Origin of the sequence: Pseudomonas oryzagri (assembly GCF_020831405.1) — a bacterium.
GTDB lineage: Bacteria > Pseudomonadota > Gammaproteobacteria > Pseudomonadales > Pseudomonadaceae > Geopseudomonas > Geopseudomonas oryzagri.
On record NZ_JAJHPU010000017.1, the window covers coordinates 137,011 to 163,209 of the forward strand.

At 65.8% G+C, this 26,199-nt stretch carries 30 protein-coding genes and 1 other RNA gene; 7 read left to right on the plus strand and 24 right to left on the minus strand.

The window, feature by feature from the left end; genetic code table 11:
• Positions 1–9: 9 nt before the first annotated feature.
• The 4 genes from rsmH to rsmI all read right to left on the minus strand — a co-directional run bounded on the left by rsmH (position 10) and on the right by rsmI (position 3,000).
• Positions 10–954 carry a 16S rRNA (cytosine(1402)-N(4))-methyltransferase RsmH gene (rsmH, locus tag LMJ29_RS05805; RefSeq protein WP_229604567.1) on the minus strand — a complete coding sequence of 315 codons (945 nt, stop codon included), beginning with the start codon at positions 952–954 and terminating at the stop codon, positions 10–12.
• A 1-nt stretch (position 955) separates the two neighbouring features.
• Positions 956–1,411: a division/cell wall cluster transcriptional repressor MraZ gene (gene mraZ, locus LMJ29_RS05810; protein WP_229604568.1), complete on the minus strand. Its 456-nt coding sequence runs from the start codon at positions 1,409–1,411 to the stop codon at positions 956–958.
• Positions 1,412–1,724: 313 nt separating this feature from the next.
• Positions 1,725–2,072, minus strand: an RNA gene (gene rnpB / locus LMJ29_RS05815) — RNase P RNA component class A.
• Positions 2,073–2,112: 40 nt separating this feature from the next.
• Entirely contained in the window at positions 2,113–3,000 is an 888-nt protein-coding gene (gene rsmI / locus LMJ29_RS05820; RefSeq protein WP_229604569.1) for a 16S rRNA (cytidine(1402)-2'-O)-methyltransferase, read from the minus strand.
• An 89-nt stretch (positions 3,001–3,089) separates the two neighbouring features.
• On the opposite strand from rsmI, the gene LMJ29_RS05825 reads away from it, so the two are divergent.
• The 4 genes from LMJ29_RS05825 to LMJ29_RS05840 are packed head-to-tail and all read left to right on the plus strand — an operon-like array spanning position 3,090 to position 6,418.
• A complete protein-coding gene (locus tag LMJ29_RS05825; protein WP_229604570.1) occupies positions 3,090–4,898 on the plus strand; it encodes a penicillin-binding protein activator in 1,809 nt (602 codons plus the stop codon).
• Positions 4,895–5,269 (plus strand): YraN family protein, encoded by a 375-nt coding sequence (locus LMJ29_RS05830; protein ID WP_229604571.1) that lies wholly within the window; start codon positions 4,895–4,897, stop codon positions 5,267–5,269. The genes LMJ29_RS05825 and LMJ29_RS05830 overlap by 4 nt, the downstream gene beginning before the upstream one ends.
• A gap of 25 nt (positions 5,270–5,294) precedes the next feature.
• Positions 5,295–5,888: a phosphoheptose isomerase gene (locus tag LMJ29_RS05835; protein ID WP_229604572.1), complete on the plus strand. Its 594-nt coding sequence runs from the start codon at positions 5,295–5,297 to the stop codon at positions 5,886–5,888.
• The gene (locus tag LMJ29_RS05840; RefSeq protein ID WP_229604573.1) at positions 5,885–6,418 is read left to right on the plus strand and encodes a BON domain-containing protein; all 534 of its coding nucleotides are present in this window, start codon (positions 5,885–5,887) and stop codon (positions 6,416–6,418) included. The genes LMJ29_RS05835 and LMJ29_RS05840 overlap by 4 nt, the downstream gene beginning before the upstream one ends.
• 64 nt (positions 6,419–6,482) lie before the next feature.
• On the opposite strand, the gene LMJ29_RS05845 is transcribed toward LMJ29_RS05840, so the two are convergent.
• The 11 genes from LMJ29_RS05845 to LMJ29_RS05895 all read right to left on the minus strand — a co-directional run bounded on the left by LMJ29_RS05845 (position 6,483) and on the right by LMJ29_RS05895 (position 13,521).
• Positions 6,483–6,875 (minus strand): ClpXP protease specificity-enhancing factor, encoded by a 393-nt coding sequence (locus LMJ29_RS05845; RefSeq protein WP_229604574.1) that lies wholly within the window; start codon positions 6,873–6,875, stop codon positions 6,483–6,485.
• A 12-nt stretch (positions 6,876–6,887) separates the two neighbouring features.
• On the minus strand, positions 6,888–7,505 hold the full coding sequence (locus LMJ29_RS05850; RefSeq protein WP_229604575.1) for a glutathione S-transferase N-terminal domain-containing protein: 618 nt from the start codon (positions 7,503–7,505) through the stop codon (positions 6,888–6,890).
• An 87-nt stretch (positions 7,506–7,592) separates the two neighbouring features.
• Complete coding sequence (locus LMJ29_RS05855) at positions 7,593–8,375, minus strand: cytochrome c1 (protein WP_229604576.1); 783 nt, start codon at positions 8,373–8,375, stop codon at positions 7,593–7,595.
• Positions 8,375–9,586, minus strand: a complete 1,212-nt coding sequence (locus LMJ29_RS05860) for a cytochrome b (RefSeq protein WP_229604577.1) — start codon at positions 9,584–9,586, stop codon at positions 8,375–8,377. The genes LMJ29_RS05855 and LMJ29_RS05860 overlap by 1 nt, the downstream gene beginning before the upstream one ends.
• Entirely contained in the window at positions 9,586–10,179 is a 594-nt protein-coding gene (gene petA, locus LMJ29_RS05865) for a ubiquinol-cytochrome c reductase iron-sulfur subunit (RefSeq protein ID WP_229604578.1), read from the minus strand. The genes LMJ29_RS05860 and petA overlap by 1 nt, the downstream gene beginning before the upstream one ends.
• Positions 10,180–10,431: 252 nt before the next feature.
• Entirely contained in the window at positions 10,432–10,824 is a 393-nt protein-coding gene (gene rpsI, locus LMJ29_RS05870) for a 30S ribosomal protein S9 (RefSeq protein ID WP_229604579.1), read from the minus strand.
• Positions 10,825–10,839: 15 nt separating this feature from the next.
• Entirely contained in the window at positions 10,840–11,268 is a 429-nt protein-coding gene (gene rplM, locus LMJ29_RS05875) for a 50S ribosomal protein L13 (protein WP_229604580.1), read from the minus strand.
• A gap of 254 nt (positions 11,269–11,522) precedes the next feature.
• On the minus strand, positions 11,523–12,344 hold the full coding sequence (locus tag LMJ29_RS05880; protein WP_229604581.1) for a M48 family metallopeptidase: 822 nt from the start codon (positions 12,342–12,344) through the stop codon (positions 11,523–11,525).
• A gap of 77 nt (positions 12,345–12,421) precedes the next feature.
• Positions 12,422–13,039, minus strand: a complete 618-nt coding sequence (locus LMJ29_RS05885) for an SOS response-associated peptidase family protein (protein WP_229604582.1) — start codon at positions 13,037–13,039, stop codon at positions 12,422–12,424.
• 27 nt (positions 13,040–13,066) lie between these two features.
• On the minus strand, positions 13,067–13,339 hold the full coding sequence (locus LMJ29_RS05890) for a putative signal transducing protein (RefSeq protein ID WP_229604583.1): 273 nt from the start codon (positions 13,337–13,339) through the stop codon (positions 13,067–13,069).
• Positions 13,339–13,521, minus strand: coding sequence for a CPXCG motif-containing cysteine-rich protein (locus LMJ29_RS05895; RefSeq protein ID WP_229604584.1), 183 nt, complete (start codon positions 13,519–13,521; stop codon positions 13,339–13,341). The genes LMJ29_RS05890 and LMJ29_RS05895 overlap by 1 nt, the downstream gene beginning before the upstream one ends.
• A 96-nt stretch (positions 13,522–13,617) precedes the next feature.
• On the opposite strand from LMJ29_RS05895, the gene LMJ29_RS05900 reads away from it, so the two are divergent.
• Positions 13,618–14,778 (plus strand): 1-acyl-sn-glycerol-3-phosphate acyltransferase, encoded by a 1,161-nt coding sequence (locus LMJ29_RS05900; RefSeq protein ID WP_229604585.1) that lies wholly within the window; start codon positions 13,618–13,620, stop codon positions 14,776–14,778.
• Between the two features lie 51 nt (positions 14,779–14,829).
• On the opposite strand, the gene LMJ29_RS05905 is transcribed toward LMJ29_RS05900, so the two are convergent.
• From LMJ29_RS05905 to LMJ29_RS05925, 5 genes are all read right to left on the minus strand, one after another.
• On the minus strand, positions 14,830–15,132 hold the full coding sequence (locus tag LMJ29_RS05905) for a hypothetical protein (protein WP_229604586.1): 303 nt from the start codon (positions 15,130–15,132) through the stop codon (positions 14,830–14,832).
• 239 nt (positions 15,133–15,371) lie between these two features.
• Entirely contained in the window at positions 15,372–15,959 is a 588-nt protein-coding gene (locus LMJ29_RS05910; protein WP_229604587.1) for a YajG family lipoprotein, read from the minus strand.
• A 153-nt stretch (positions 15,960–16,112) separates the two neighbouring features.
• Positions 16,113–17,210 (minus strand): cell division protein ZapE, encoded by a 1,098-nt coding sequence (zapE, locus tag LMJ29_RS05915; protein WP_229604776.1) that lies wholly within the window; start codon positions 17,208–17,210, stop codon positions 16,113–16,115.
• A gap of 180 nt (positions 17,211–17,390) precedes the next feature.
• The gene (locus LMJ29_RS05920; RefSeq protein WP_229604588.1) at positions 17,391–18,737 is read right to left on the minus strand and encodes a tryptophan--tRNA ligase; all 1,347 of its coding nucleotides are present in this window, start codon (positions 18,735–18,737) and stop codon (positions 17,391–17,393) included.
• Positions 18,738–18,760: 23 nt separating this feature from the next.
• On the minus strand, positions 18,761–19,396 hold the full coding sequence (locus LMJ29_RS05925; RefSeq protein ID WP_229604589.1) for an alpha/beta hydrolase: 636 nt from the start codon (positions 19,394–19,396) through the stop codon (positions 18,761–18,763).
• Positions 19,397–19,508: 112 nt separating this feature from the next.
• Between LMJ29_RS05925 and LMJ29_RS05930 the strand changes: the two genes are divergently transcribed.
• Positions 19,509–19,934 (plus strand): YhcB family protein, encoded by a 426-nt coding sequence (locus LMJ29_RS05930; RefSeq protein ID WP_229604590.1) that lies wholly within the window; start codon positions 19,509–19,511, stop codon positions 19,932–19,934.
• 129 nt (positions 19,935–20,063) lie between these two features.
• On the opposite strand, the gene cysN is transcribed toward LMJ29_RS05930, so the two are convergent.
• The 3 genes from cysN to LMJ29_RS05945 form a co-directional block, all read right to left on the minus strand.
• Entirely contained in the window at positions 20,064–21,965 is a 1,902-nt protein-coding gene (gene cysN / locus LMJ29_RS05935) for a sulfate adenylyltransferase subunit CysN (protein ID WP_229604591.1), read from the minus strand.
• Between the two features lie 12 nt (positions 21,966–21,977).
• The gene (gene cysD, locus LMJ29_RS05940; RefSeq protein WP_229604592.1) at positions 21,978–22,895 is read right to left on the minus strand and encodes a sulfate adenylyltransferase subunit CysD; all 918 of its coding nucleotides are present in this window, start codon (positions 22,893–22,895) and stop codon (positions 21,978–21,980) included.
• A gap of 129 nt (positions 22,896–23,024) precedes the next feature.
• Positions 23,025–23,783 carry a Nif3-like dinuclear metal center hexameric protein gene (locus tag LMJ29_RS05945; RefSeq protein ID WP_229604593.1) on the minus strand — a complete coding sequence of 253 codons (759 nt, stop codon included), beginning with the start codon at positions 23,781–23,783 and terminating at the stop codon, positions 23,025–23,027.
• Between the two features lie 105 nt (positions 23,784–23,888).
• Here LMJ29_RS05945 and algW point away from each other — a divergent pair, with 105 nt between their 5' ends.
• Positions 23,889–25,034 (plus strand): Do family serine endopeptidase AlgW, encoded by a 1,146-nt coding sequence (gene algW / locus LMJ29_RS05950; RefSeq protein ID WP_229604594.1) that lies wholly within the window; start codon positions 23,889–23,891, stop codon positions 25,032–25,034.
• Positions 25,035–25,094: 60 nt separating this feature from the next.
• Here algW and hisC read toward each other — a convergent pair whose 3' ends face one another.
• On the minus strand, positions 25,095–26,153 hold the full coding sequence (gene hisC / locus LMJ29_RS05955; protein ID WP_229604595.1) for a histidinol-phosphate transaminase: 1,059 nt from the start codon (positions 26,151–26,153) through the stop codon (positions 25,095–25,097).
• Positions 26,154–26,199: the final 46 nt, after the last annotated feature.

A 26,199-nucleotide genomic window follows, 5' to 3' on the forward strand; every position in this document is an offset into this window, starting at 1 on the left:
CCTGGCGGATCACCGCAGCTTCTCCGCCACACGCATCACCGCGCTGCGCGAGCGCGGGTTGGCCTTGACCTCGGCGGCCGAGGCGTACTGCGGCTTGCCCAGCAGCTTGAGGCGCGGTTCGAACTTCGCCACCTGGATCGGCAGATCGCGCGGCAGGTGATCGGCTTCGCCCTTCACCTGGCGGCGCATGAACTGCTTGACGATGCGGTCCTCCAGCGAATGGAAGCTGATCACCGCCAGGCGGCCGCCGACGGCGAGGGCCTCGAGGGCGGCGTCGAGGCCCCGCTCGAGGTCGCCCAGTTCGTTATTGATGTGGATACGCAGTCCCTGGAAGGCGCGGGTGGCCGGATGCTTGCCCTTCTCCCAGGCCGGATTGGCGGCGGCGATCACCTCGGCCAGGTCGGCCGTGCGGGTGAACGGCCGCTCGCTGCGGCGCTGCACGATGGCACGCGCCATGCGCCGGGAGAAACGTTCCTCGCCGTACTCGAAGAACACCCGGGCGATCTCCTCCTCGTCGGCCGAGGCGATCCACTCGGCAGCGCTGAGGCCTGCTCCGGGATTCATGCGCATATCCAGCGGACCGTCGTTCATGAAGCTGAAACCGCGCTCCGGGTCGTCCAACTGCGGCGAGGAGACCCCCAGATCGAGGAGGATGCCGTCGATCCGGCCCTGTAGGCCGCGTGCGACGACTTCATCGCCAAGTTCGGCGAAACTGCGCTGGACGATCTGGAAACGGGAGTCGGCGGCGGCCAGCTCGAGGCCGCTGGCGATCGCCAGCGGATCCTTGTCGAAGCCGAGCAGGCGGCCTTGCTCGGCCAGCGCCGCCAACACTTCGCGGCTGTGCCCGCCGCGACCGAAGGTACCGTCCAGGTAGCAGCCATCCGCGCGCACCGCGAGTGCCGCGACGGCCTCGTGGAGCATGACGGTTACGTGGCTGAAGGTGGCTGCATTCATATCAGAGCGTCAGGTTGCGTAATTCTTCCGGCAGGCTGCCGGGTTCCTTGATCGCCAGGAGGTCTTCGGCGCTGCGTGCCTCCCAAGCGTCCTCGTCCCACAACTGGAACTTGTTGAGCTGCCCGACCAGCACCGCGCGCTTGTCCAGGCGGGCGTAATCGCGCAAGCGTGGCGGCACCAGGAAACGGCCGGCACTGTCCAGCTCCAGATCCACCGCATTGCCGATCAGCAAGCGTTGCAAGCGGCGGTTTTCCTCACGCAACGAAGGCAGATCGCGCAGCTTGGCTTCGATCACTTCCCATTCGGCGAGGGGATAAACATTCAGGCAGGGATCCACAACATCAATGGTCACAACGAGCTGGCCAGCGCCGCGCGCCAAAAACTCGTCGCGATACCTGCTCGGCATCGTCAGACGACCCTTGGCGTCAAGAGTTATGGCATTGGCTCCGCGAAACACGGCTGCACGTCCTCGTTGTGGTCAGCCTTCCCTGACTGATGGAAAATCCACTTTGTCCCACTTTCCCCCACCCTTACACACTATAGAAACGCCCTCTCCAGGCCGTCAAGGCGACCCCAACGGGAAAAACCCTTGCTAGACCGCAACTTAGCGAAAAAGCTGACCAGTGGATAAAGGTGGGGAGAAAAGACAGTAGCTAAAGGAGGGATAATTCAAGGCGCACTGCCATGAACTTTAAGCTCTTCATGAAGTGCAATAGCTTTTCGATATTATAAATAGGCGGGAAATCGCGATTTAATGCAGAAGAAATAAGGGGGAGAGCCGGCCTGTAAGCCGGGTTTTGTCGAGGACAGTCATTCCTCTAGGACCGCCATCGCTGACGGCCTCAAGCAACCTACCCGGATCCAGCGCGGGCCACGCCAATGGATCCCTATTTGGTCTTGCTCCGAGTGGGGTTTACCTAGCCACGAACTGTTGCCAGTCGTGCGGTGCGCTCTTACCGCACCTTTTCACCCTTACCGGCGCTTGCGCGCTTAGGCGGTTATTTTCTGTGGCACTTTCCGTAGGCTCACGCCTCCCAGGCGTTACCTGGCACTCTGCCCTATGGAGCCCGGACTTTCCTCCCCCTTCTGACGAAGGCAGCGACTGTCCGGCCGGCTCTCCGGCGCGCAGGGTACTCACTGCGCCGGCGGATAACAAGCTCAATCGGCGCCCTTCTGTCGTTGCAGCGCTTCCTGGTAGAGCAGGTTCTTGCGCACGCCGGTGATTTCCGCCGCCAGCGCCGCCGCCCGCTTGAGCGGCAGCTCGGCGAGCAGCAGGTCGAGCACGCGCAGCGCCTCGGCGCTCAGCGCATCCTCGCCTTCCGGCGCCTGCCAGCCCTCGACCAGCAGCACGCACTCGCCGCGCTGCTGATTGGCGTCCGCTGCCACCCAGTCGTGCAGCTCGTCCAGCGGCGCACCCTTGATAGTCTCGAAGGTCTTGCTCAGCTCGCGCGCCAGCACCGCCGATCGGGCGCCGCCGAACAACTCGCGCAGGTCGGCCAGACACTCCAGGAGACGATGCGGCGCCTCGTAGAAGAGCAGCGTGCGCGGCTCCTCGCACAGCACCTGCAGGCGCTGGCGGCGCGCCGTGCTGCGTGCAGGCAGGAAACCTTCGAAGACGAAACGATCGGACGGCAGGCCGGAGGCCGACAGCGCGGCGATCAGCGCGCAGGCGCCGGGCACCGGCACCACCCGTACCCCGGCGGCGCGCGCATTGCGCACCAGGTGATAGCCGGGATCGGAGATCAGCGGTGTGCCGGCATCGGAGATCAACGCCAGATCGTCGCCCGCCAAGAGGCGCTGGACCAGGCGCCCACCCTGCTCGCGCTCGTTGTGCTCGTGACAGGCCACCAGCGGCGTAGCGATGCCGAAGTGCTGCAGCAGGCGGGCGCTGTGCCGGGTATCCTCGGCGGCGATCTGCGCAACCTCGCGCAGCACGCGCAGCGCCCGGGCGCTGATGTCCTCCAGATTACCGATCGGCGTCGCCACTACATAAAGAGTACCCGGAGCCTTCACTTCGCCATCCCGTTGCCAGCCAAAGTAGACCATTGTACCGGTTTCGCCGCGGCAGAATCGCACCCATGGCGGGGCTTGGGTACAATTGCCGTCTTTAAAGCCTGCGAATCGGAATTTCTCACATGATCGCCAGCCTGCGCCCCCTTTCCGTCCTCTGCCTGGCCAGCCTGCTGTGCGCCTGCGCCGGCCAGAAAACCGCCTCCGACCTCGGCGATCTGCCGGGCAAGCCCCAAGCCAGTGTCGAGCAACTGCTGCAGCAGGCCCAGAAGGGCGATGCGGAGGACGCCAACCTCCTGCGTCTGTCCGCCGCCGATCTGGCGCTCGGTCAGGGCAATCTGGCCCAGACCCAGCAGATCCTCGATATGCTCAAGCTGGAAGAGTTGCCGCCCGCGCAGCAGATCTTCGCCAGCACCCTGAGCGCCGAGCTGGCGATCGCCCGCCACAAGCCCAAGGCCGCCCTCGACGCCCTGCAGCACCCGAGCTTCGCACGACTGGGCGAGCTGCCGGTTCAGCAGCAGGTGCGCAGCCAGCTGGCTCGCGCCAACGCCCTGCAGGCCGATGAGCAGCTGCTGGCCGCCACCCGCGAACGGGTGTTCATCGCTCCGCTGCTCAAGGAGCAGGCCGCACAGCAGAACCACGAAGCGATCTGGACCCTGGTCGCCAGCCTGCCGGGCAACCAGCTGGAAACCGCCCCGGGTGCCGGCGACGACCTGTCCGGCTGGCTGGAACTGGGTCGCCTGGCGCGCAGCAATGCCACTCCCGCCCAGCAGGTGGCCGAGATCGCCGACTGGCAGGCCAAGCATCCACAGCATCCGGCCGCCCGCCAGCTGCCGCAACCGCTGGTGCAACTGCAGGAACTCGCCGCCCGCCCGCTCACCCGCGTGGCGCTGCTGCTGCCGCAGCAGGGCCAGCTCGCCAGCGTGGCCCAGGCCCTGCGCGACGGATTCCTCGCCGCCCACTATCAAAGCAACAGCCCGATGCACATCAGCGTGCACGACAGCAGCAACCTGACCGACCTCGACGGCTTCTACCGCCAGGCACAAGCCGACGGCGTGCAGCTGGTGGTCGGGCCACTGGAGAAGCCGCTGGTCAACCAGCTCAACAGCCGCGCCCAGCTGCCGATCGCCACCCTGGCGCTCAACTACAGCGAAAGCGCCGGCGAAGGTCCGGCCCAACTGTTCCAGTTCGGCCTGGCGGCCGAGGACGAGGCCCGCGCCGTCGCCGAGCGCGCCTGGAAGGACGGCATGCGCCGCGCCGTGGCCCTGGTGCCCAGCGGCGCCTGGGGCGACCGCGTGCTGAGCGCCTTCCGCGCCGACTGGCAGGCCCGCGGCGGCAGCCTGATCGCCGCCGAACACGTCGACCAGCCAGTGCGCCTGGCTCAACAAATCGCCGACCTGCTCAAGCTGCGCGACAGCGAGGCACGCGCCAAGCACCTGCGCGACACCCTCGGCAGCGAGGTCGAAGCCCAGCCGGCGCGCCGCCAGGACGTCGACTTCGTGTTCCTCGCCGCCACCCCGGCGCAGGCCCGGCAGATCAAGCCGACCCTCGCCTTCCAGTACGCCGGCGACCTGCCCGTGTACGCCACCTCTCACCTCTACAGCGGCAGCAACGATCCGGCGCAGGACCTCGACCTCGACGGCATCCGCTTCTGCGAAACCCCCTGGTTGCTCGGCACCCCGGACCCACTGCGCGACCAGGTGATCGGCCAGTGGCCGGCGGCCGCCGGCAGCCTGGGCCGCCTGTACGCCATGGGCGCCGACGCCTACCGGCTGGCGCCGCGCCTCGGCCAACTGCAGACCGTACCGAGCAGCCAGCTCGACGGCCTGTCGGGGAGCCTGCAGCTGGCCCCCGGCCAACGCATCAGCCGCAGCCTGCCGTGGGCCGAGTACCGCGGCGGCCAGCTCTACCGCCTGGAAGCCTCCAGCCGGTGAGCGACAGCTCGCGCCGGGACACCGGCCAGGCCGCCGAAGGTTGGGCGCTGACCCATCTGGAGGAGCACGGCCTGCGCCTGCTCACGCGCAACTGGCGCTGCCGGCTCGGCGAGCTGGATCTGGTCATGCTCGACGACGATACCGTAGTATTCGTCGAAGTGCGTTACCGCCGCCACAGCGCCTGGGGCGGCGCCGAAGCCAGTGTCGATGCGCGCAAGCGCGCCCGGCTCAGCGCCGCCGCCCAGGTCTTTCTGCAACAGCAGCAGCGCTGGGCACGCCACCCCTGCCGGTTCGACGTGGTGGCGATCGGCCCTGCCGAACGCCGTTCGTCCCCGCAACTGAACTGGATCCGCGGCGCGTTCGATGCCTGAACCGCCGCCCAACCAAAGGTCACCGATGGACATGCAATCCCGAATCCGCCAGCTCTTCCAGGACAGCATCGAAACCAAGCGCCAGGCCATGGAAGTGCTCATCCCGCACATCGAGCAGGCCAGCCAGGTGATGGTCCACGCCCTGCTCAGCGAGGGCAAGATTCTCTCCTGCGGCAACGGCGGCTCGGCTGGCGACGCCCAGCACTTCTCCTCCGAGCTGCTCAACCGCTTCGAGCGCGAACGCCCGAGCCTGCCGGCCGTGGCGCTGACCACCGACAGCTCGACCATCACCTCGATCGCCAACGATTACAGCTACAACGAGGTGTTCTCCAAGCAGATCCGCGCCCTCGGCCAGCCCGGCGACGTGCTGCTGGCGATCTCCACCAGCGGCAACTCCGGCAACGTGATCCAGGCCATCCAGGCTGCCCACGATCGCGAAATGACCGTGGTCGCCCTGACCGGCCGCGACGGCGGCGGCATGGCCTCGCTGCTGCTCCCGGAGGACGTCGAGATCCGCGTGCCCTCGCGGGTCACCGCGCGCATCCAGGAAGTCCACCTGCTCGCCATCCATTGCCTGTGCGATCTGATCGACCGCCAACTGTTCGGAAGTGAAGAATGAAACATACCCCCCTGTTCCTCGCCGCCCTCGGTCTTAGCCTGCTGCTGGCCGGCTGCGGCGCACGCAGCCTCGGCAACAAGATCGACGACCAGTTCATCCCCGGCGACGTCGCCAGCGAAATCCGCCGCAGCCACGCCGACCTCAACGACACCACCTCGCATATCGTGGTGACCAGCTACAACGGCGTGGTGCTGCTCGCCGGGCAGACCCCGCGCGCGGAGCTGAAAACCCTCGCCGAGCAGGCCGCCCGCCGCGTGCAGAACGTCAAGCAGGTACACAACCACCTGCAGGTGCTGCCGCCCTCCTCGGGGTTGGCCCGCAGCAGCGACGCCACGCTGACCACCCAGATCAAGGCCGCCATGCTCGCCGACAACACGGTGCCCGGTTCGAAGATCAAGGTGGTCACCGAGAACGGCATGGTTTACCTGCTGGGTCTGGTCACCCATGCCGAAGCCAACCGCGCCACCGCCGTGGTCCAAGGCATCGGCGGCGTACAGGGGATCGTGCGCCTGTTCGAATATACCGACTGAGGCGCCTACCGCCCCGCATAAAAAAAGGCGATCCGAGGATCGCCTTTTTTGTGCCCGCAACGAGCTACTTGACCACCTTGAGGCTCGGCCGCCCACTGGGACGCGGCGGTTCGTCATCCGACGGTCCCTCGCTCGCCTCACCGCTGGGCTCTTCCCGGTCGAAGGCCATGCCCTGGCCGTTCTCACGGGCATAGATCGCCAGCACCGCGCCCACCGGCACGTACAGGCTCTGGGCCACGCCGCCGAAACGGCCCTCGAAGGTCAGCACCTCGTTGCCCATCTGCAGGTAGCGGACCGCGCTGGGCGAGATGTTCAGAACGATCTGGCCGTCCTTGGCATAGCCGGCCGGCACACGGGCCCCGGGATACTCGGCCGCCACCAGAATGTGCGGGGTGCAGTTATTGTCGACGATCCACTCGTAGAGGGCCCGCAACAGATAGGGACGATTCGAATTCATCTGATGACTCCTTCAGCGCATGGCGCGCTCGGTGGCGCTCAGGCTGGCCTGGAAACTGTCGCGCGCGAACAGCCGCTGCATATAGTCCAGCAAGGGTTTGGCCTGGCGCGGCAATTCGATATCGAGCTGCGGCAGACGCCAGAGAATCGGCAGCAGGCAACAATCGACCATGCTGAACTCCTCGCTGAGGAAGAACGGCTTGCCGGCGAACAACGCCGCCACGCCACTCAGGCTTTCGCGCAGCTCCTTGCGCGCCTGCTGCCGCACCGATTCGGCAGCGCGCGGATCGAGGATGCGATCGACTCGCGCACACCAGTCGCGCTGGATGCGGTGCATCAACAGGCGGCTGTTGGCCCGCGCCAGCGGATAGACCGGCAGCAACGGCGGGTGCGGGTAACGCTCGTCCAGATATTCCATCACCACGGACGACTCGTACAGAGCCAGATCGCGGTCGACCAGGGTGGGCAGGCTGGCATAGGGATTGGCCTCGGCCAACGGCGCGGGACACTGGCCGGCGGCAACCTCGATGATCTCGACCCCCACGGCCTTCTCGGCGAGGACAATGCGCACGCGGTGCGAATAGTGATCGGCGGGATCGGAATAGCAGGTCAGGCGATTGACCGCAGCCATAGGCCCCTCCAGACAAGACACTTTACGGACGGCAGAAACACATGCGCGCCCCGGAGGGCGCGCATGCTGGAGAACGGAAAGGACGAATCAGTGCACGTCTTTCCAGTACTCACGCTTCAGCAGATAGGCGAACACGAAGAAGAACGCCAGGAACAGCAGCACGTAGGTACCGACGCGCTGGCTCTCCAGCTTGACCGGGTTGGCCGAGTAGGTCAGGAAGCTGACCAGGTTCTTGACCTTCTCGTCGAACTCCGCCTCGCTCAGCTTGCCAGTCTTCGGCACGATGGTCAGCTGGTCGCAGCCTTCCTCGGTCACCGGAGCACCGGTCAGCGGATCGAACACCTTCTTGCCATGCTCGACCACCTGCACCTGCTTGCAACCGATGACCTGACGGCCCTGCAGGCTGGCCAGCACGTTGGGCATACCAACGTTCGGGAACACCTTGTTGTTCACGCCCCACGGACGCGTCGGATCTTCGTAGAAGGTACGCAGATAGGTATACAGCCAGTCGCTGCCACGCACGCGGGCGACCAGGGTCAGGTCCGGCGGCGCGGCACCGAACCACACCTTGGCATCCTGCGGCTGCATGCCGATCTTCATATGATCGCCGATCTTGGCGCCGGTGAAGACCAGATTCTCCATCATCACTTCGGCAGGGATACCCAGGTCGGTAGCCACGCGCTCGTAACGCTGGAACTGGGCGCTATGGCAACCCATGCAGTAGTTGGCGAAAGTACGCGCGCCATCCTGCAGGGCGGCCTTGTCGGTCAGGTCGACGTCGACCTTGTCCAGGTGCACATTCTCACCACCGCTCGCGAAGGCAAAGGCTGGCAGTACAGCAAAAATCAGTGCGGCTATTTGCTTTTTCATCAGCCAGTCACCCTTTCCGGAACCGGTTTGGTCTTCTCCATCCGGGTATAGAACGGCATCAGGATGAAGAAGGCGAAGTACAGAATGGTGCATACGCGGGACAGCGTGGTACCCAGCGGGCTCGGAGCCTGGGCGCCGTAGTAGCCGAGGATCACGAAGGACACCGCGAAGATCACCAGCCACAGTTTGCTCATCCAGCCCTTGTAGCGGATCGAGCGTACCGGGCTACGATCCAGCCACGGCAGGACGAACAGGATGGCGATGGCCGCACCCATGGCGATCACACCGAGCAGCTTGTCCGGAACCGCGCGCAGGATGGCGTAGAACGGAGTGAAGTACCACACCGGGGCGATGTGCGCCGGGGTCTTGAACGGGTTCGCCATCTCGAAGTTGGGCTTCTCGAGGAAGTAACCGCCCATCTCCGGGAAGAAGAAGATCACGGTGCAGAACACGAACAGGAACACCACCACGCCGACGATGTCCTTGACGGTGTAGTAGGGGTGGAAGGGGATGCCGTCCAGCGGAATGCCGTTCTCGTCCTTCTTCTTCTTGATGTCCACGCCGTCCGGGTTGTTCGAACCGACTTCGTGCAGCGCGATGATGTGCAGCACGACCAGACCGAGCAGGACGATCGGCAGGGCGATCACGTGCAGGGCGAAGAAGCGGTTCAGGGTGATGCCGGAGATCAGGAAGTCACCACGAATCCACTGGGTCAGGTCGGCACCGATCACCGGGATGGCACCGAACAGGGAGATGATCACCTGGGCACCCCAGTATGACATCTGACCCCACGGCAGCAGGTAGCCCATGAAGGCCTCGGCCATCAGCGCCAGGTAGATCAGCATGCCGAAGATCCACACCAGCTCGCGCGGCTTCTGGTAGGAGCCGTACATCAGACCGCGGAACATGTGCAGATAGACCACCACGAAGAACGCCGAGGCGCCGGTGGAGTGCATGTAGCGAAGGATCCAGCCGTATTCCACATCACGCATGATGTATTCGACGGAGGCGAAGGCGCCTTCGGCGGACGGCTCGAAGCTCATGGTCAGCCAGATACCGGTGAGGATCTGGTTGACCAGTACCAGCAGTGCCAGGGAGCCGAAGAAATACCAGAAGTTGAAGTTCTTCGGAGCGTAGTACTTGCTCAGATGCTCTTCCCACATCTGGGTGGCGGGGAAGCGGGCATCAACCCATTCCATGAATTTGCTCATCAGGCTTTCTCCTGGTCCACACCGATGATGATGACGTCATCGGACTCGTAGGAGTGCGGCGGCACCGGCAGGTTCAGCGGCGCCGGCTGCGCCTTGTACACGCGACCGGCCAGGTCGTAGCGGGAACCGTGGCAGGGGCAGAAGTAGCCACCCACCCAGTCGGCGCCCAGGTCGGCCGGCGCGAGTTCGGGACGGAAGGACGGCGAGCAGCCCAGGTGGGTGCACAGGCCTTCGAGGATCAGCAGGCCGGGCTTGATCGACCGGACCTTGGGATCCACGTAGCTCGGCTGCTCGGAAGCCTTCGAGTCCGGATCGGCCACGGAACCGTCGAGCTTGGCCAGGTTGGCCAGGATCTCGTCAGTGCGGCGCACGATGAACACCGGCTTGCCGCGCCATTCGGCAACGATTTGCTGCCCCGGCTCGATCTTGCTCACGTTCACCTTCACCGGAGCACCGGCCGCCTTGGCCTTGGCACTGGGGAACCATGACCCCACGAACGGGACCGCAGCACCGACAGCTCCAGCCGCCCCCACCACCGAGGTGGCAGCGACGAGGAACCGACGCCGGCCCACATTCACGCCGTCATTACTCATTCAGTCGTCTCCCATCAGCTTTCTGTGACCTGCTGGGGCAGGCACACTCTAGTTAAAACCAGCTGCGCAAAAAATCCGCCAGATGGTAAAGAAAAGCCCCTGTGCTGACAAGGTAATAACTGGCAACAAATACCGGCAAACCCTTGCGGCACAAGACTTTTCGGACTGCGACAGACTGTCGCAGACATTTTCACGGCATAAAAAAACGCCCAGATCCCGAAGGAATCTGGGCGTTTCGCGTAAGCGTCGAAATTAACGCTTGGAGTACTGCGGACGCTTGCGCGCCTTGCGCAGACCGATCTTCTTACGCTCGACTTCACGGGCGTCACGAGTGACGTAGCCGGCCTTGCGCAGCGGGCTGCGCAGGGTCTCGTCGTACTCGATCAGGGCGCGGGTGATGCCGTGACGGATCGCACCGGCCTGGCCGCTGACACCACCACCGGCAACGGTGACGTAGATGTCGAACTTCTCGACGTTCTCGGTCAGTTCGAGCGGCTGGCGGACCACCATGCGCGCGGTTTCGCGGCCGAAGAACTGCTCCAGGCTGCGATTGTTGATGGAGATCTTGCCAGTACCCGGACGCAGGAATACACGCGCGGTAGCGGTCTTGCGACGGCCGGTGCCGTAGTTTTGAGTCGCCGACATATTGAGCCTATTCCGTTAAATCTTCAGTTCTTGGGGCTGCTGAGCGGTGTGCGGGTGGTTGGCACCGGCATACACTTTCAGCTTGCGATACATGTCGCGACCCAGCGGGTTCTTCGGCAGCATGCCTTTGACTGCGGTCTCGATCACGCGCTCGGGCGCCTTGGCGATCAGCTTCTCGAAGTTGATCGACTTGATGCCACCCGGGAAACCGGAGTGATGGTAGTACATCTTGTCGGAGCTCTTGGCACCGGTGACACGCACCTGCTCGGCGTTGATCACGACGATGTAGTCGCCGGTATCGACGTGCGGGGTGTACTCGGGCTTGTGCTTGCCACGCAGGCGGCTGGCGATTTCAGTGGCCAGACGACCCAGGGTCTGGCCAGCAGCGTCGACGACGTACCAGTCGCGCTTAACGGTTTCCGGTTTCGCAGAGAAAGTTTTCATTCGTTATAGCCTCAGAGGCCACCCAAAAAAATTGAGCGGCGAATCTTACTGGACAGTTCTTGCCTCTTTCAAGGCAACGGCAGCCTCTGCAGACACTTAATCGGGGGGGCTCGGGTCAGTGCGTCTGCTTCGGCAAAACCGGCGGGTTAGGCATTCCCACCGAGCGGACGGGCTAGGCATCCCCCGTCACGAAAGCTGGCGAATTTTACCGACTTGCGCAAAAAACACAAGCCGCAATCGCAGCCTTTCCGCCCTCAGCGCTGCCCCCGCGCCTGTTCGTAGAGCGGCATGACCCGCGGGATGGCCGCCTTGAGGTTGCCGAGACGGGTGGAAGACGAGGGGTGGGTGCTCATGAACTCCGGCGGTGCCCCATTGCCGGCCTTATCCATCTTGTTCCACAGGGTGATCGCCGCGTTGGGGTCGTAGCCGGCGCGAGCCGCCAGCTCGAGGCCGATCAGATCGGCTTCGTTCTCGTTGCCGCGACTGTTGGGCAGGGTCATGCCGTACTGCACGGCGGTGTCCGCCAATTGGCCGCCGACCTGACCGAGACCGAGCAACGCCACCGCGCCCTGCTTGGCCAGCTCGGCACCGTAGGCCTTGGACATGGCTTCGCGACTGTGTTCGCGCAAGGCGTGGGCGATCTCGTGGCCCAGCACCGCCGCCAGCTCGTCGTCGCTCAGATCGAGATTTTTGACCAGGCCGCTGTAGACGATGATCTTGCCACCCGGCCCGACGTTGGCGTTCAACTCGTCGCTGGCGATCACGTTGGTTTCCCAGTTCCAGTTCGCTGCGTCGGCGCGGAACACCGGCGTCTGCGCGATCAGCCGGCGGGCGACGTTGTTCACCCGCTGCGCCAGAGCGCTGTTGCGGTCCAGCTTGCCGGCATCCGCCGCCTTGCTCAGGGTCTGCTGGTAGGACTGGGCGTACATCTGGTTCAGCTCTTGACTGGAGAGCATGGTGAACATGTACTGCTGGCGGTTGACCCCGACCGCCCCGCCACTGGTGGTATTCACCGCCTGACAACCGGCGAGCAGCAGGACAGCGGCCACGCCGGCCAGGCGAAATACGGACATCATGGATGGTCGCTCCCGAAAGCATTAGGCCATCATCGTAGGCCCCGACCTCGAATCAGACAACCCGCCGCCAGCCGAGTTCAGGCCGGGGTCAGGCACTGCGGCCCCTCCTCCCCGGGCCGATTGCCCAGCCCGGCGAGCAGGCGCTCGCGCAGCGGCAGGGCGGGCGCCGCCAACAACGCCTGCAACTGCTCGACGGGGGCCTGCGGATCCAGCCACAGCGCCTCGGCCGCGGCGTCGAGCAACAGCGGCCGGCGCTGCGCACCCGCCGCCACCGTAACCACGGCAGCGCTCAGATAGGTCCGCTCGCCCACCGGATAGCTTTCCCACAGCGCAGCGAGCCCCAACTGGGGCTGCTCGGCAACACTCATCCAGTAGGGACGCCGGCGCGGACCGCGCCACTCGTAGAAGCCGTTGGCCGGCAGCACACCGCGGCGCCGGGCGAACGCCTCGCGAAACAGCGGCTGCACGGCCAGGGTTTCCGCCCGTGCTTGCGCCGGGGCACGCGACAGATCGGCGAGCCAGGCCGGGGTCAGCCCCCAGTGCACCAGACCGGCCTCCCGCCCCTGCCCGCTCGCACGCACCAGCAGCACCTGCTGCCCCGGCGCGATATTCCAGCGCGGCTCGTGCCTCGGCGGAAATCCGGGCAGCGCAGCGAGCGCGGGCGACCAGCGAAACAAGGCGAAACGTCCACACATGGGCAGGGCTACCAGGAAGGAAAATATTCAGCAGAGCAGCACGTCCGGCTGGCTGCCGGGGTCGCCGGCCCGGGGATCCGCCGGCAGCGGCCGGGCGGCATTGTACGCGGCAATCAGCTGCCTGGCCCGCACGGCGTCCTCGTCGGCCACCAGGATGGCGAGCAGCCCCGCCAGCGGCAGCTCGCCCTGCGCGCCGAGCAGATGCTGACCGAGCAGGTGCGCACGAATGCCCTCGCTGGCCAGCATGCTCACCAGCAACTCGCCCTCGCCCAGCAGCAGCGGTTCATGGACACGTTGCATCAGTCGTCCTCGCGGCGCACTTCCAGCGCCCAGTCGACGCCATCGGTGCGCAGATCGAAGAGGATCGGCCGGCAACACACCGGACAGTCCTCGATGTACTGCTGATCGCCGGCGGACAGATCGAGCGTCGCCTCGGCCGGCTCGCCGCACCAGGGACAAATGTAGGACTCGAATTCCAGCACCTCGCCTCCGGTTACTTCTTGTTTATAATTGCCGCCCCTACCGGGCGGGGCACTGCCAGCCCCCGCGCCACCCGATTCCCAGCCCAAGAGACCTCCATGGCCGAGTTCGAAGCCATCCGCCCCTATGCCGACGCGGAAGTCCAGCCCGTCCTTCAGCGCCTGCTCGCCGACGACGCCTTCCTCGCCACGCTCACCCGCTATCGCTTCCCGCGCCTGACCGGCCCGCTCGGCTGGCTGCTCAAGCCGGTCATCGCGCACTACCTGCGCCGGGAGATCACGGGTGTCGACAGTGTGGCCAAGCTGCAGGACAAGATCGAACCCTACGTCGACCGCAGCATCGAGCGCGCCAGCGACGGCATCAGCTACTCGGGTCTCGAGCATCTACACAAAGGACGTGCCTACCTGTTCCTCGCCAATCATCGCGACATCGTGATGGACCCGGCCTTCACCAACTATGCGCTATACCACGCCGGCATGCCCACGCCGCGCATCGCCATCGGCGACAACCTGCTGCAGAAACCCTTCGTCAGCGACCTCATGCGCCTGAACAAGAGCTTCATCGTGCATCGGTCGCTGACCGGCCGGCGCGAGAAGCTGGCGGCCTACCAGACGCTGTCCGCCTACATCAATCACTCGATCCGTCAGGACGGCGAATCGATCTGGATCGCCCAGGCCGAGGGCCGCGCCAAGGACGGCGACGACCGCACCGACTCGGCCATCCTCAAGATGTTCCACATGAGCCGCAAGGACGAAGAATTCGCCACGGTGCTGCGCGAGCTGCATCTGGTGCCGGTGTCGATCAGCTACGAATACGATCCCTGCGACCTGGCCAAGGCTCGCGAACTGTACATCCGCGCCACCACCGGCAGTTACACCAAGGCGCCAGGCGAGGACGACGCCAGCATCGCGCTGGGCATCACCGGCTACAAGGGACGCGTGCACATCGGCTTCACCCCGGAAGTGGCCACCCCGGACGCCGATCCCAAGCAGCTGGCCCTGAGCATCGACCACGCGATCCTCGGCAGCTACCGGCTGTTCCCGGTGCACTACCTGGCCTACGCGATGTGGGAGGAGCGCGATGCGCAGCTGGCGGTGCCGAAGGCCGGCGAGCTGTTCGGCGCAGAGGAGCTGGCGCGCGCCGAAGCCGAGTGGCAACGCCGCCTGGCCGCCTGCCCGGCGGAGCAACGCCCCTACCTGGTCATGCAGTACGCCACCCCGGTGCGCAACCAGTACCGCAGCCGCGCGGGCCTGCTGTAAGGGTGAAAGGAGACGTCCGGCGACAGCGGAAAGTCCGCGTCTGCCGGGCGATCAGAGCGGCGCGACCGCCTGCAGGGTGGTACTCAACCAGGACAGCAGCAGCGCCGCCAGCAGGCTGAGGCTGCCGAAGAGGTAGAAGAAGCGGTTGAGGCGCTCGACTTGGGGGTCGCTGCCCAGTTCCTCGTCCAGCGTGCTCAGCTCGCCGTCCAGCAGCAGACGCGCAGCCGCCCGCCGCTCACGGCGCCGGGTCGCCAGCAGCAGCCAACCGCCGGCCAATGCCAGGAACAACGCCAGGCCGTTGACCACCTGCGACGGATAGCTCTGATACCACGACCACAACAGCTGCAACGACATCAATGACCTCCCGGCAGGATAGGGAAAGCGGCAGGCCTGCTGCCGGGCACAGCCGACGCTGACACGGGCGCACGACGAAAATCGCCGCACCCCAGGCACTTTCCATAAGAAGAATAGGCCGCAGTCTACAGGCGCGCCCCGCCCGCCTTCATCGCCTTTCCGACCAACGCGGCGCCTGCAGGCAGAAAAAAGGCGGTGGTCATGCCACCGCCTTTTCCCCATGCCGACAACGCTCGACCTTACTGGTTGTTGAGCACCTGGCCGATGGTCGGATCCTTGAACACGCGGGTCAGCGCATCGCTGAGCACGTCGCTGACCAGCTTGGTATTGGTCTGCTGGTTGGGCGCCATGCCGAAGCGCTGATTGAGGGTCGCCGCGTAGCGGCCGCTGTAGCGGCGCGCGCTGTTCTGCACGTCGGCGCGGATGGCGGCGCTGATGTTGGCCTCGGTGACATAGCTGCCGTCCTTGGGCGACTGGTACTTCATGTCGGTCACGGTCAGGGTCAGCTGCGGCGCGTTGTAGGCGTTGGGCGTCGGGGTGAAGCCGAGCAGGCGCACCGCCGCCTCGGCCTGGCCCTGCAGCTTGGGTAGCAGATCCTGGCTGCTCACGCTGATCGCACTGGTCTCCGGATACAGGCCGCCGCGGGTGCCGAGCACAGGCGAGGGACGGCCGTCGACCACGCGCACCATCACCGGCTGGCCCTGGCCGACCGGATTGAGCTGGGCGGTGACGATGGGTTGCAGGCTCAGGTTTTGCGGGCTGTGGGCACAACCGGCGAGGGTCAGGCTGGCGGCGGCGAACAGGCCAAACAGCAGACGGGGCAGCATGTGGGGGTTTCTCCGGGGAGTGGACGGGCAATGCGCGGCAGTATACCCAGCCGCTCAATCCGCCGCGACAGGCGGTCTATCATTGCGACAAGTCCCGGCTCCTCCGGGTTCCCCGCAAACGACAAGGGCGCCCGCGGCGCCCTTGTCTGCAAATCACGGCTTGTGTGGCCGAGTGAGAAACTCGTGGGACTGCATCTCCAGCAGCCGGCTCAGGGTGCGCTGGAATTCGAACTCCAGGCGGCCGCCGGTGTACAGATCCTTCAGCTCGACCTCCGCGGAGATGATCAGCTTGACATTGCGATCGTAGAACTCGTCGACCAGGTTGATGAAGCGGCGGGCGATATCGTCCTTGGTGACGTTCATCTGCTCGACATTGGCCAGCAGCACCGCCCCGTAGATCTTGCCCAGTTCGATATAGTCGTTCTGGCTGCGCGGCCCGTCGCACAGCTCGCGGAACTCGAACCAGGCCACGTCGTTGGCGGTCTTGCGCGCGCGGATCTCGCGGTTCTCGATCAGCAGCACCTCGTTCTCCACCACGTGGCAGTTCTCGGTGAGCAGGCTCTTGAAGCTGCGATCGAGGCTCTGCTCGGCCTCGGCATCCAGCGGGAAGTGGTAGAGCTCGGCCTGTTCGAGGGCACGCAGGCGATAGTCGATGCCGCTGTCGACGTTGACGATCTCGGTGTGCTCCTTGAGCAGGGCGATCGCCGGCAGGAAGCGCGCGCGCTGCAGGCCGTCCCGGTACAGGCCGTCCGGCACGATGTTGGAGGTGGCCACCAGGCTGACGCCGTTCTTGAACAGCTCGTCGAGCAGGGTGGCGAGGATCATGGCGTCGGTGATGTCGGAGACGAAGAATTCGTCGAAGCAGATCACCCGCGCTTCGTCGGCGAAACGCTTGCCGATGATGGTCAGCGGGTTCTTCTCGCCCTTGAGGGTCTTCATTTCCTCGTGCACGCGCTTCATGAAGCGGTGGAAGTGGGTGCGCATCTTCTGCTTGAACGGCAGCGCGTCGAAGAAGGTGTCGACCAGATAGGTCTTGCCACGGCCGACGCCGCCCCAGAAGTAGATGCCCTTCACCGGCCCCTGCGGCTTCTTGCGGCCGAACAGCTTGCCCAGCAATCCCGCATCCTGCTGACCGCCGTTGACCAGGTCGTCGTACAGGCGCTGCAGATGGCGCACGGCGTTTTCCTGCGCGGCATCATGGAAGAAGTCGGGGCGTTTCAGATCGGCCTGGTAGCGTTCGAGCGGGGTCATGGCGGCGTCGGGGTAGACAAACGGGGTCGACACTTTAGCGGCGCCCTCGGCTAATGGCAATTTACTCGGTTCGTTCAAGACATACTCCCTCATGCAAGGCTCGCGGATACCGAAGCGCCCCTCCCCGGGCGAAGCGGTGGAGCCGGCGGCGAACGGCCGCCGGCTGGATCGGGTGGTCGGTCAGGACTCCTGCGGCGCCAGCGCCTCGGCCAGGTGCGCCATGGCCGCCTCGCGGGCGCCACCGTCGGCATAGACCGGGCTGTGCGCGACCGGCGCGTCGTCCAGCCACAGGGTGAAGCCCTCGCCTTCGGCACGCAGATCCAGCTCGCCGCCCTGCAGGCGCTTGCTGGCCGCCCCGGCGCTCTTGCCGTCGGCGAAGCTCACCGAGAGCAGCAGCTGGCTGCCGTCGGCGTCCAGCAGGCGGAAGCGGAAGCTGCCGTCGTCGTCGCGGAAGCTGACGAAGCGCGCGCCCTTGGCGGCCTTCTTCTTGCCGCTCGCCGCCACCTGCACCTCGTTACGGAACGAGCGCAGGCCCACCGCCTCGCGCAGTTCGCCGAGGAACGGCGTGGCAGTCCGGCGCGCCTTGGCGGCGCCGGCGAGAAGGATGTCCTCGAGATCGGACGGGCGGGCGATCAGCGCGTTGTAGCGCTCGCGGGCCTCGCCCAACTCGCCCTCCAGCAGCGCGGTGAGCTGCTGCTTGGCTTCGCCCCAGGCCAGGCCTCCCTCGAGGGCGGCGCGGAATTCGGCGCTCTGCTGCGCCGTGGCGAAGGCCTGATACAGCGTGAACAGGTGCGAACCCTTGGCATCCTTGGGCTCGCCCGGCAGTTTCGAGTCGGTGACGATGCGCGCCACGGCTTCCTTGAGCTGCTTGCTGGTGCCGAACAGCGGGATGGTGTTGTCGTAGCTCTTGCTCATCTTGCGGCCGTCGAGGCCGGGCAGGGTCGCCACGCTCTCCTCGATCACCGCCTCGGGCAGGGTGAACAGCTCGCGACCCTGGCCGAACAGGTGGTTGAAGCGCTGGCCGATGTCGCGCGCCATCTCCACGTGCTGGATCTGGTCGCGACCGACCGGCACCTTGTGGGCGTTGAACATCAGGATGTCCGCGGCCATCAGCACCGGGTAGCTGAACAGGCCCATGGTCACTCCGGCATCGGGGTCCTCGCCGGCCTCGACGTTCTTGTCCACCGAGGCCTTGTAGGCGTGCGCGCGGTTGAGCAGGCCCTTGGCGCTGACGCAGGTGAGCAGCCAGGTCAGCTCGGTGATCTCGGGGATGTCCGACTGGCGATAGAAGGTCACCCGCTCCGGGTCCAGGCCACAGGCCAGCCAGGTGGCGGCGATCTCCAGGCGCGAGCGCTGGATGCGCTGCGGATCGTCGCACTTGATCAGGGCGTGGTAGTCGGCGAGGAAATAAAACGAGTCGGCATCGCTGGCGCGGCTGGCGACGATGGCCGGACGAATGGCGCCGGCGTAGTTGCCCAGGTGCGGAGTGCCGGTGGTGGTGATGCCGGTGAGGATACGGGTGGTCATGGTCGATCGCTTGTCGGACTGCATCAGGATTGGAGGCGCGGCAGCACCAGCTCTTTCAGCTCGGGCAGCTTGCCGTGGAAAAAGTGGCCGCATTCTGCCACTTTGAGCAGCTCATGGGGGCGCGAAAGCTGTGTCGACCAGGCGTACACGGCGGCCGGGGTGACCACCTCGTCATCCTCCGGCTGGATTACGGTGAGCGGGCAATCCTGCGGCAGACGACCGTCGACGGCGAAACGCTCCACCGGCGGCGCCAGCATCAGCAGACGGGCGACGGCCAGGCCCTGCCCCTCCAGGCGCCCGGCCAGGCAGGCCGCCACGCAGGAGCCGAAGGAAAAGCCCAGCAGGGTCAACGGCAGGCCAGGATGCCGCTCCCGCAGCCAGCGCGCGGCGGCCTCGGCATCGTCGATCTCGCCTTCGCCGTGGGCATGCTCGCCGGCACTCTGGCCGACGCCGCGGAAGTTGAAGCGCAGCGTGGCGTAGCCGGCGTCGCGCGCGGCACGCTGCAGGGTGGAGACCACCTTGTTGTGCATGGTGCCGGCGAACAGCGGATGGGGGTGGCAGATCAGCGCCAGGCCGCGGGCATCGGCGCGATCCAGATACAGCGCCTCGAGGGGCCCACAGGGTCCGTCGAGCAGCAGAGAGGTTTCAGTCAGTGACACAGGGGGAGGCTCCGTGACCCCGGGCAGGGGGAACTCGTCTCTAATGCCGTGCTATACAGCGCCGGCCTGAGCCGTTAACGTAATGCAAATCCCGTGTATAGAGGAAGGATTCGTGGAACAGTCATTCGCCTCCTGGCTGCTGCCAGCCCTGGCCCTGGTGGTCGGTATCGCCATCGGCTTTTTGCTGGCCCGTCTGCTACCCGGCGCCGCGCCCGGCCGCGTCCAGCATCAACTGGACGAGCTGCAGGAACGCTTCGAAAGCTACCAGAATGAAGTGGTCAGCCACTTCAACACCAGCGCCAGCCTGATGCAGAAGCTGAGCCAGAACTACCAGGAAATCCAGGAGCATCTCTCCGAGGGCGCCAGCCGTCTGGCCCTCGACGAGGTGTCCCGCCAGCGCCTGCTCGCCGCCCTCAGCGACAGCGCCCAGCCGGCTCGCGAGCGCATCACCAGCCAGATCGGCACCGAACCGCCGAAGGACTACGCTCCCGGCCACTCCGGCGTGCTCAGCGACGAGCAGGTACTGAAGAACGCCTGATCGCCCGCGGTTCCTACGAAGCCCCGCTCTTGTGCGGGGCTTCTTTTTGCCTGCACGACTGCCGGGCCGCTGCCCTATAAACGCCAAGGCCCCGGCAGTTGCCGGGGCCTTGGCACTTTCACTCGGCGATCAGATCGCGCCGCGCGAACGCAGCAGCGCCAGCACCTGGGCGACGCCCTCCTCCACCGTGGTCGACTGGGTGTCGATCACCAGATCGGCATCCAGCGGCACGTCGTAGGCGAACGACTCGCCAGGGATGTGATCGCCGCCGGCGGCGTACAGACCCTGCGGATCGCGCTCGCGGCAGGCCTGCGGCGAGGCCTGCACGTAGACGGTGATCAGCCGCTCGGCACCGATGCTCGCCCGGGCCTGCTCGCGGCCCTCGGCATCCGGGGCGACGAAGGCGGCCAGGGTCAGCAGGCCGGCCTCGTTGAACTGCTTGGCCACCTGGGCGGCGCGGCGCCAGTTCTCGGCACGTCCGGCGCGATCCAGCGGCAGGCCCTTGTTGAGGTCGTGGCGCAGGTTCTGGCCGTCGAGCACGTAGACCGCGCGGCCGCTGTCGAACAGCTTGCGCTCCACGGCATAGGCCAGGGTGCTCTTGCCGGCGCCGGACAGGCCTGAGAACAGCACGGTGGCCGGCAGCTGGCCGAAGCGCGCGGCGCGCTCCTCGGCGCTGACGTGGGCCTGGCGGCCGTGATGGCCGATGGAGTTCTGTCCGGCCTGCGGGTCGGCGACGATCATGCCGGCGCCGACGGTGCCGTTGGTCAGGCGGTCGATGACGATGAACGCGCCGGTGGTGCGGTTGTATGCGTAGCCGTCGAGGGCGATCGGCGCATCCAGGCTGACGCGCACCTTGCCGATCTCGTTGAGCTTGAGTTCGCTGGCGGCCAGTTGCTCGAGGCTGTTGACGTCGACGCGGTGCTCGATGGCGACGATGTTGCCCGGCACGTAGCTGGTGGCGCGCTTGATGTCGTACTTCTTGCCCGGCAGCATCGGCTCCTCGGCCATCCACACCAGCATGGCGTCGAAGCTGTCGGTGACCTGCGGACGGTTGTCGGCGTGCACCAGCATATCGCCGCGCGACACGTCGATCTCGTCTTCCAGGGTCAGGGTCACGGCCTGGCCGGGAATCGCCTGCTCCAGCTCGCCGTCGAAGGTGACGATGGAGCGCACCTTGCTGGTCTTGCCCGACGGCAGCACGGCGACCTCGTCGCCCTTGTGCACGATGCCGCTGGCCAGGGTGCCGGCGAAGCCGCGGAAGTTCAGGTTCGGGCGGTTGACGTACTGCACCGGGAAGCGCATGTCGGTGACGTTGCGGTCGGCGGCGATCTCGACGGTCTCGAGGATCTCCATCAGCGACGGTCCCTGATACCAGGGCGCACGCTCGCTCTTGTTGACCACGTTGTCGCCCTTGAGCGCCGACATCGGCACGAAGTGCAGCGAACTGGGCTTCATGCCGATGCGTTCGGCGAACTGCAGGTAGTCGGCCTTGATGCTGTCGAACACGCCCTGATCGAAGCCCATCAGGTCCATCTTGTTGACGGCGACCACGATGTGCTTGATGCCCAGCAAGGAGGCGATGAAGCTGTGCCGGCGGGTCTGCGTCTGCACGCCGTAGCGGGCGTCGATCAGGATGATCGCCAGGTCGCAGGTGGACGCGCCGGTCGCCATGTTGCGGGTGTACTGCTCATGGCCGGGGGTGTCGGCGATGATGAACTTGCGCTTGGCGGTCGAGAAGTAGCGGTAGGCCACGTCGATGGTGATGCCCTGCTCGCGCTCGGCCTGCAGGCCGTCGACCAGCAGCGCAAGGTCGACCTCGTCGCCGGTGGTGCCGACCTTCTTGGAGTCGCGGGTGATGGCCTCGAGGTGGTCCTCGTAGATCATCTTGGAGTCGTGCAGCAGGCGGCCGATCAGGGTGCTCTTGCCGTCGTCGACGTTGCCGCAGGTCAGGAAGCGCAGCAGTTCCTTGCGCTCGTGCTGGGCCAGGTAGGCGAGGATGTCCTCGCTGATCAGATCAGATTGATGCGACATGATGCGGAAACCTTAGAAGTAGCCCTGACGTTTCTTTTCTTCCATGGAGCCGGCGCCATCGTGGTCGATGACGCGGCCCTGGCGCTCGGAAGTGCGGGTCAGGAGCATTTCCTGGATGATCTCGGGCAGGGTGGCGGCGGAGGATTCCACGGCGCCGGTCAGCGGGTAGCAGCCGAGGGTGCGGAAGCGCACCATCTTCTTCTGGATGCGCGCTTTCTCTTCATCGGACAGATGTTCGAGGATGCGCTGGTCGTCGATCATGATCAGGGTGCCGTTCTTCTCGATCACTTCGCGCTCGGCGGCGAAGTACAGCGGCACGATCGGGATGCCTTCCAGGTAGATGTATTGCCAGATGTCCAGCTCGGTCCAGTTGGACAGCGGGAACACGCGGATCGACTCGCCCTTCTTGACCTTGCCGTTGTAGACGTTCCACAGCTCGGGGCGCTGGTTCTTCGGATCCCAGCGATGCTTGCTGTCGCGGAACGAGTAGACGCGCTCCTTGGCGCGCGACTTCTCCTCGTCGCGGCGGGCACCGCCGAAGGCGGCGTCGAAGCCGTACTTGTCCAGGGCCTGTTTGAGACCCTCGGTCTTCATGATGTCGGTGTGCTTGGCGCTGCCGTGGGTGAAGGGATTGATACCCTGCGCCACGCCTTCGGGATTGACATGGGTGATCAGCTCCAGGCCCATCTCGGCGACCATCTTGTCGCGGAAGCGGTACATCTCCTGGAACTTCCACTGGGTGTCGACGTGCATCACCGGGAACGGCAGCTTGCCGGGGAAGAACGCCTTGCGCGCCAGATGCAGCATCACGGCGGAGTCCTTGCCGATCGAGTACAGCATTACCGGGTTGTCGAACTCGGCGGCTACCTCGCGGATGATGTGGATGCTTTCCGCCTCCAGCTGTTTCAGATGCGTCAGTTTGTCGACCATGGCTACTCACAAATGACAAAAGCGGCCTAACGGGCCGCGGACGTTGGCGCACGATACCATGCCAACCCTCTTCTAATAAGGCGAGAGCATAGACCCAATCATTCTATAAATATGCCCAAGCGCTTCCGCTCACACCGGATTGGCGCAGTCGACGAAGCGATGCTCCACGCCGAAGCGGCGGGCGATCCACTCGCCCAGGGCCTGCACGCCGTAGCGTTCGGTGGCATGGTGGCCGGCGGCCAGGAAGCTGATGCCGTTCTCGCGCGCGCTGTGCACGGTGGATTCGGACACCTCGCCGGTGAGGTAGGCGTCCGCCCCGGCGGCGACCGCCTGCTCGATATAGCCCTGGGCCGCCCCGGTGCACCAGGCGAGGCGGCGGATCGGCCGCTCGCCGGCGATCAGCAGTGGCTCGCGACCCAGTACTTTCCCCACCTGGGCGGCGAAGTCGACCGGGCTCAGGGCCTGCGGCAGGCTGCCGAGCAGCCCCACCGAGCGCGGATTGCCCGGCTCCAGCGGCCCCTCCACCTGCAGGCCGAGGCGCTGCGCCAGTTGCACGTTGTTGCCCACTTCGGGGTGCAGGTCGAGCGGCAGGTGGTAGGCGAGCAGACTGATGTCGTTGGCCAGCAGGGTCTTCAGGCGGCGCTGCTTCATGCCGGTGATGCAGGGATTCTCGCTCTTCCAGAAATAGCCGTGGTGCACCAGCACCAGGTCGGCCTGCTGCTCGAGCGCGGCATCCAGCAGCGCCTGGCTGGCGGTCACTCCGCTGACGATACGGCGCACCTCGCCCCTCCCCTCGACCTGCAGGCCATTCGGACAGTAGTCGGCGATGCGCGCGGCATCCAGATAACGGTCGAGTTCGCCGACCAGGGTGGTGAGGGTGACACTCATGATGCTGCTCCGTAGCAGTCGGCGACTGCGTCTCAGGCGCCGGCCTCGTATAATGCGGCCACCTTAATGGCCACTCCCGGCCCCCGCAACCCCAAGGATTTTCCGATGCACAAGGCGCTGCGCTTTCTCGGCTGGCCGATCACCGCCGGCCTCCTGCTGGCCCTGCTGTTGATCCAGCTGTTCCCGCAGTGGGTCGGCCGCGAGCAGCCCGATCTCGAGCTGCGCCAGGCGCCGGCCATCGGCCTGCCGAGCCAGGGCCCGGCGTCCTACAGCGACGCCGTCGAGCTGGCCTCCCCGGCGGTGGCCAACCTGTACACCACCAAGCTGGTCGACAAGCCCAACCATCCGCTGTTCGACGACCCGCAGTTCCGCCGCTTCTTCGGCGACAACCTGCCGCGTCAGCGCCGCATGGAGTCGAGCCTCGGTTCGGCGGTGATCATGAGCCCGCAGGGCTACCTGCTGACCAACAACCACGTCACCAGCGGCGCCGACCAGATCGTGGTGGCGCTCAAGGACGGCCGCGAGACCCTGGCGCGGGTGGTCGGCAGCGACCCGGAGACCGATCTGGCGGTATTGAAGATCGACCTGCCCGAGCTGCCGGCGATCACCCTCGGTCGCTCCGACGACATCCGCATCGGCGACGTCGCGCTGGCCATCGGCAATCCGTTCGGCGTCGGCCAGACGGTGACCATGGGCATCATCAGCGCCACCGGGCGCAACCAGCTCGGCCTCAACACCTACGAGGACTTCATCCAGACCGACGCGGCGATCAACCCGGGCAACTCCGGCGGCGCACTGATCGACGCCGACGGCAACCTGATCGGCATCAATACGGCGATCTTCTCCCGCTCCGGAGGCTCGCAGGGGATAGGCTTCGCCATCCCGACCAAGCTGGCCCAGGAGGTGATGGAGGCGATTATCGCCCACGGTCAGGTCATCCGCGGCTGGCTCGGCCTCGAGGTGCAGCCGCTGACCGCCGAACTGGCCGAGTCCGTCGGCCTGCAGGGACAGGGCGGCATCATCGTCGCCGGCATCTATCGCGACAGCCCGGCGCTGCGCGCCGGCCTGCAGCCGGGCGACGTGATCCTCGCCATCGACGGCGAACCGGCCAGCGACGGCCGCAAGGCGATGAACCAGGTGGCGCGCAAGCGTCCGGGCGAGGCCGTGCTCATCAACGTGGTGCGCGGTGGCGAACGTCTGGAACTGAAAGCCGAGGTCGGCATGCGTCCGCCGCCCACCGCCAGCGAATGATCTTTCCTTCCCACACGAAAACGGCGCCCCAAGGCGCCGTTTTCTTTTCCCGCGACGGCCTCACTGCACCAGCGGCGTCAGCGCCTCCTGCAGCGCCATGTTCTGCTCGGCGGTACCGATGGTGATGCGCAGGAACTGATTGATGCGCGCCTGCTTGAAGTGACGGACGATCACCCCCTGCTCGCGCAACGCCGCGGCCAGCTCGCCGGCGTCGTGGCGCGGGTGGCGGGCGAACACGAAGTTGGCCGCCGAGGGCAGCACCTCGAAGCCGAGATCCGCCAACTCGCTGACCAGTTGCTCGCGACTGGCGATCACCGCCTGACAGGTCTGCTCGAAGTAGTCCTGGTCCTCGAAGGCGGCCACCGCGCCGGCCAGCGCCAGGCGATCCAGCGGATAGGAGTTGAAGCTGTTCTTGATCCGCTCCAGCGCTTCGATCAGCTCGGCGTTGCCAACCGCCAGGCCGACGCGCAGGCCGGCCAGCGAGCGCGACTTGGACAGGGTCTGGGTGACCAGCAGGTTGGGGTACTGGTCGACCAGGCTGATTGCGCTCTCGCCACCGAAGTCGACGTATGCCTCGTCGACCACCACCACCGACTCGGTGTTCTGCTCGAGCAACTGGCGGATCGCCGACAACGGCAGCAGGCAACCGGTCGGCGCGTTGGGATTGGGGAAGATGACGCCGCCATTGGGACGCGCATAGTCATCGACATTGATATTGAAGCGCCCGTCCAGGGGCACCGCCTCGAACGGGATGTCGTACAGGCCGCAGTAGACCGGATAGAAGCTGTAGCTCACGTCGGGGAACAGCAGCGGCTTGCCGTGCTGGAACAGGCCGTGGAACACGTGCGCCAGCACCTCGTCGGAGCCGTTGCCGACGAACACCTGGTTGGGCTGCACGCCGTAGTAGTCGGCGATGGTCTGCTTCAGGCGCTCGCCGTTGGGATCCGGGTACAGGCGCAGGTTGTCGTCCAGCTCGGCGCGGATCGCCTCCAGCACTCGGGGCGACGGGCCGTAGGGGTTCTCGTTGGTGTTCAGCTTGACCAGGCGCGCCAGCTTGGGCTGCTCGCCCGGCACGTAGGGCACCAGGTTCTTGACGAAGGGGCTCCAGAATTTGCTCACGCCCTTCTCTCCTCGCATGTCTTTTATAGGATGGGTTGGCGTGCAA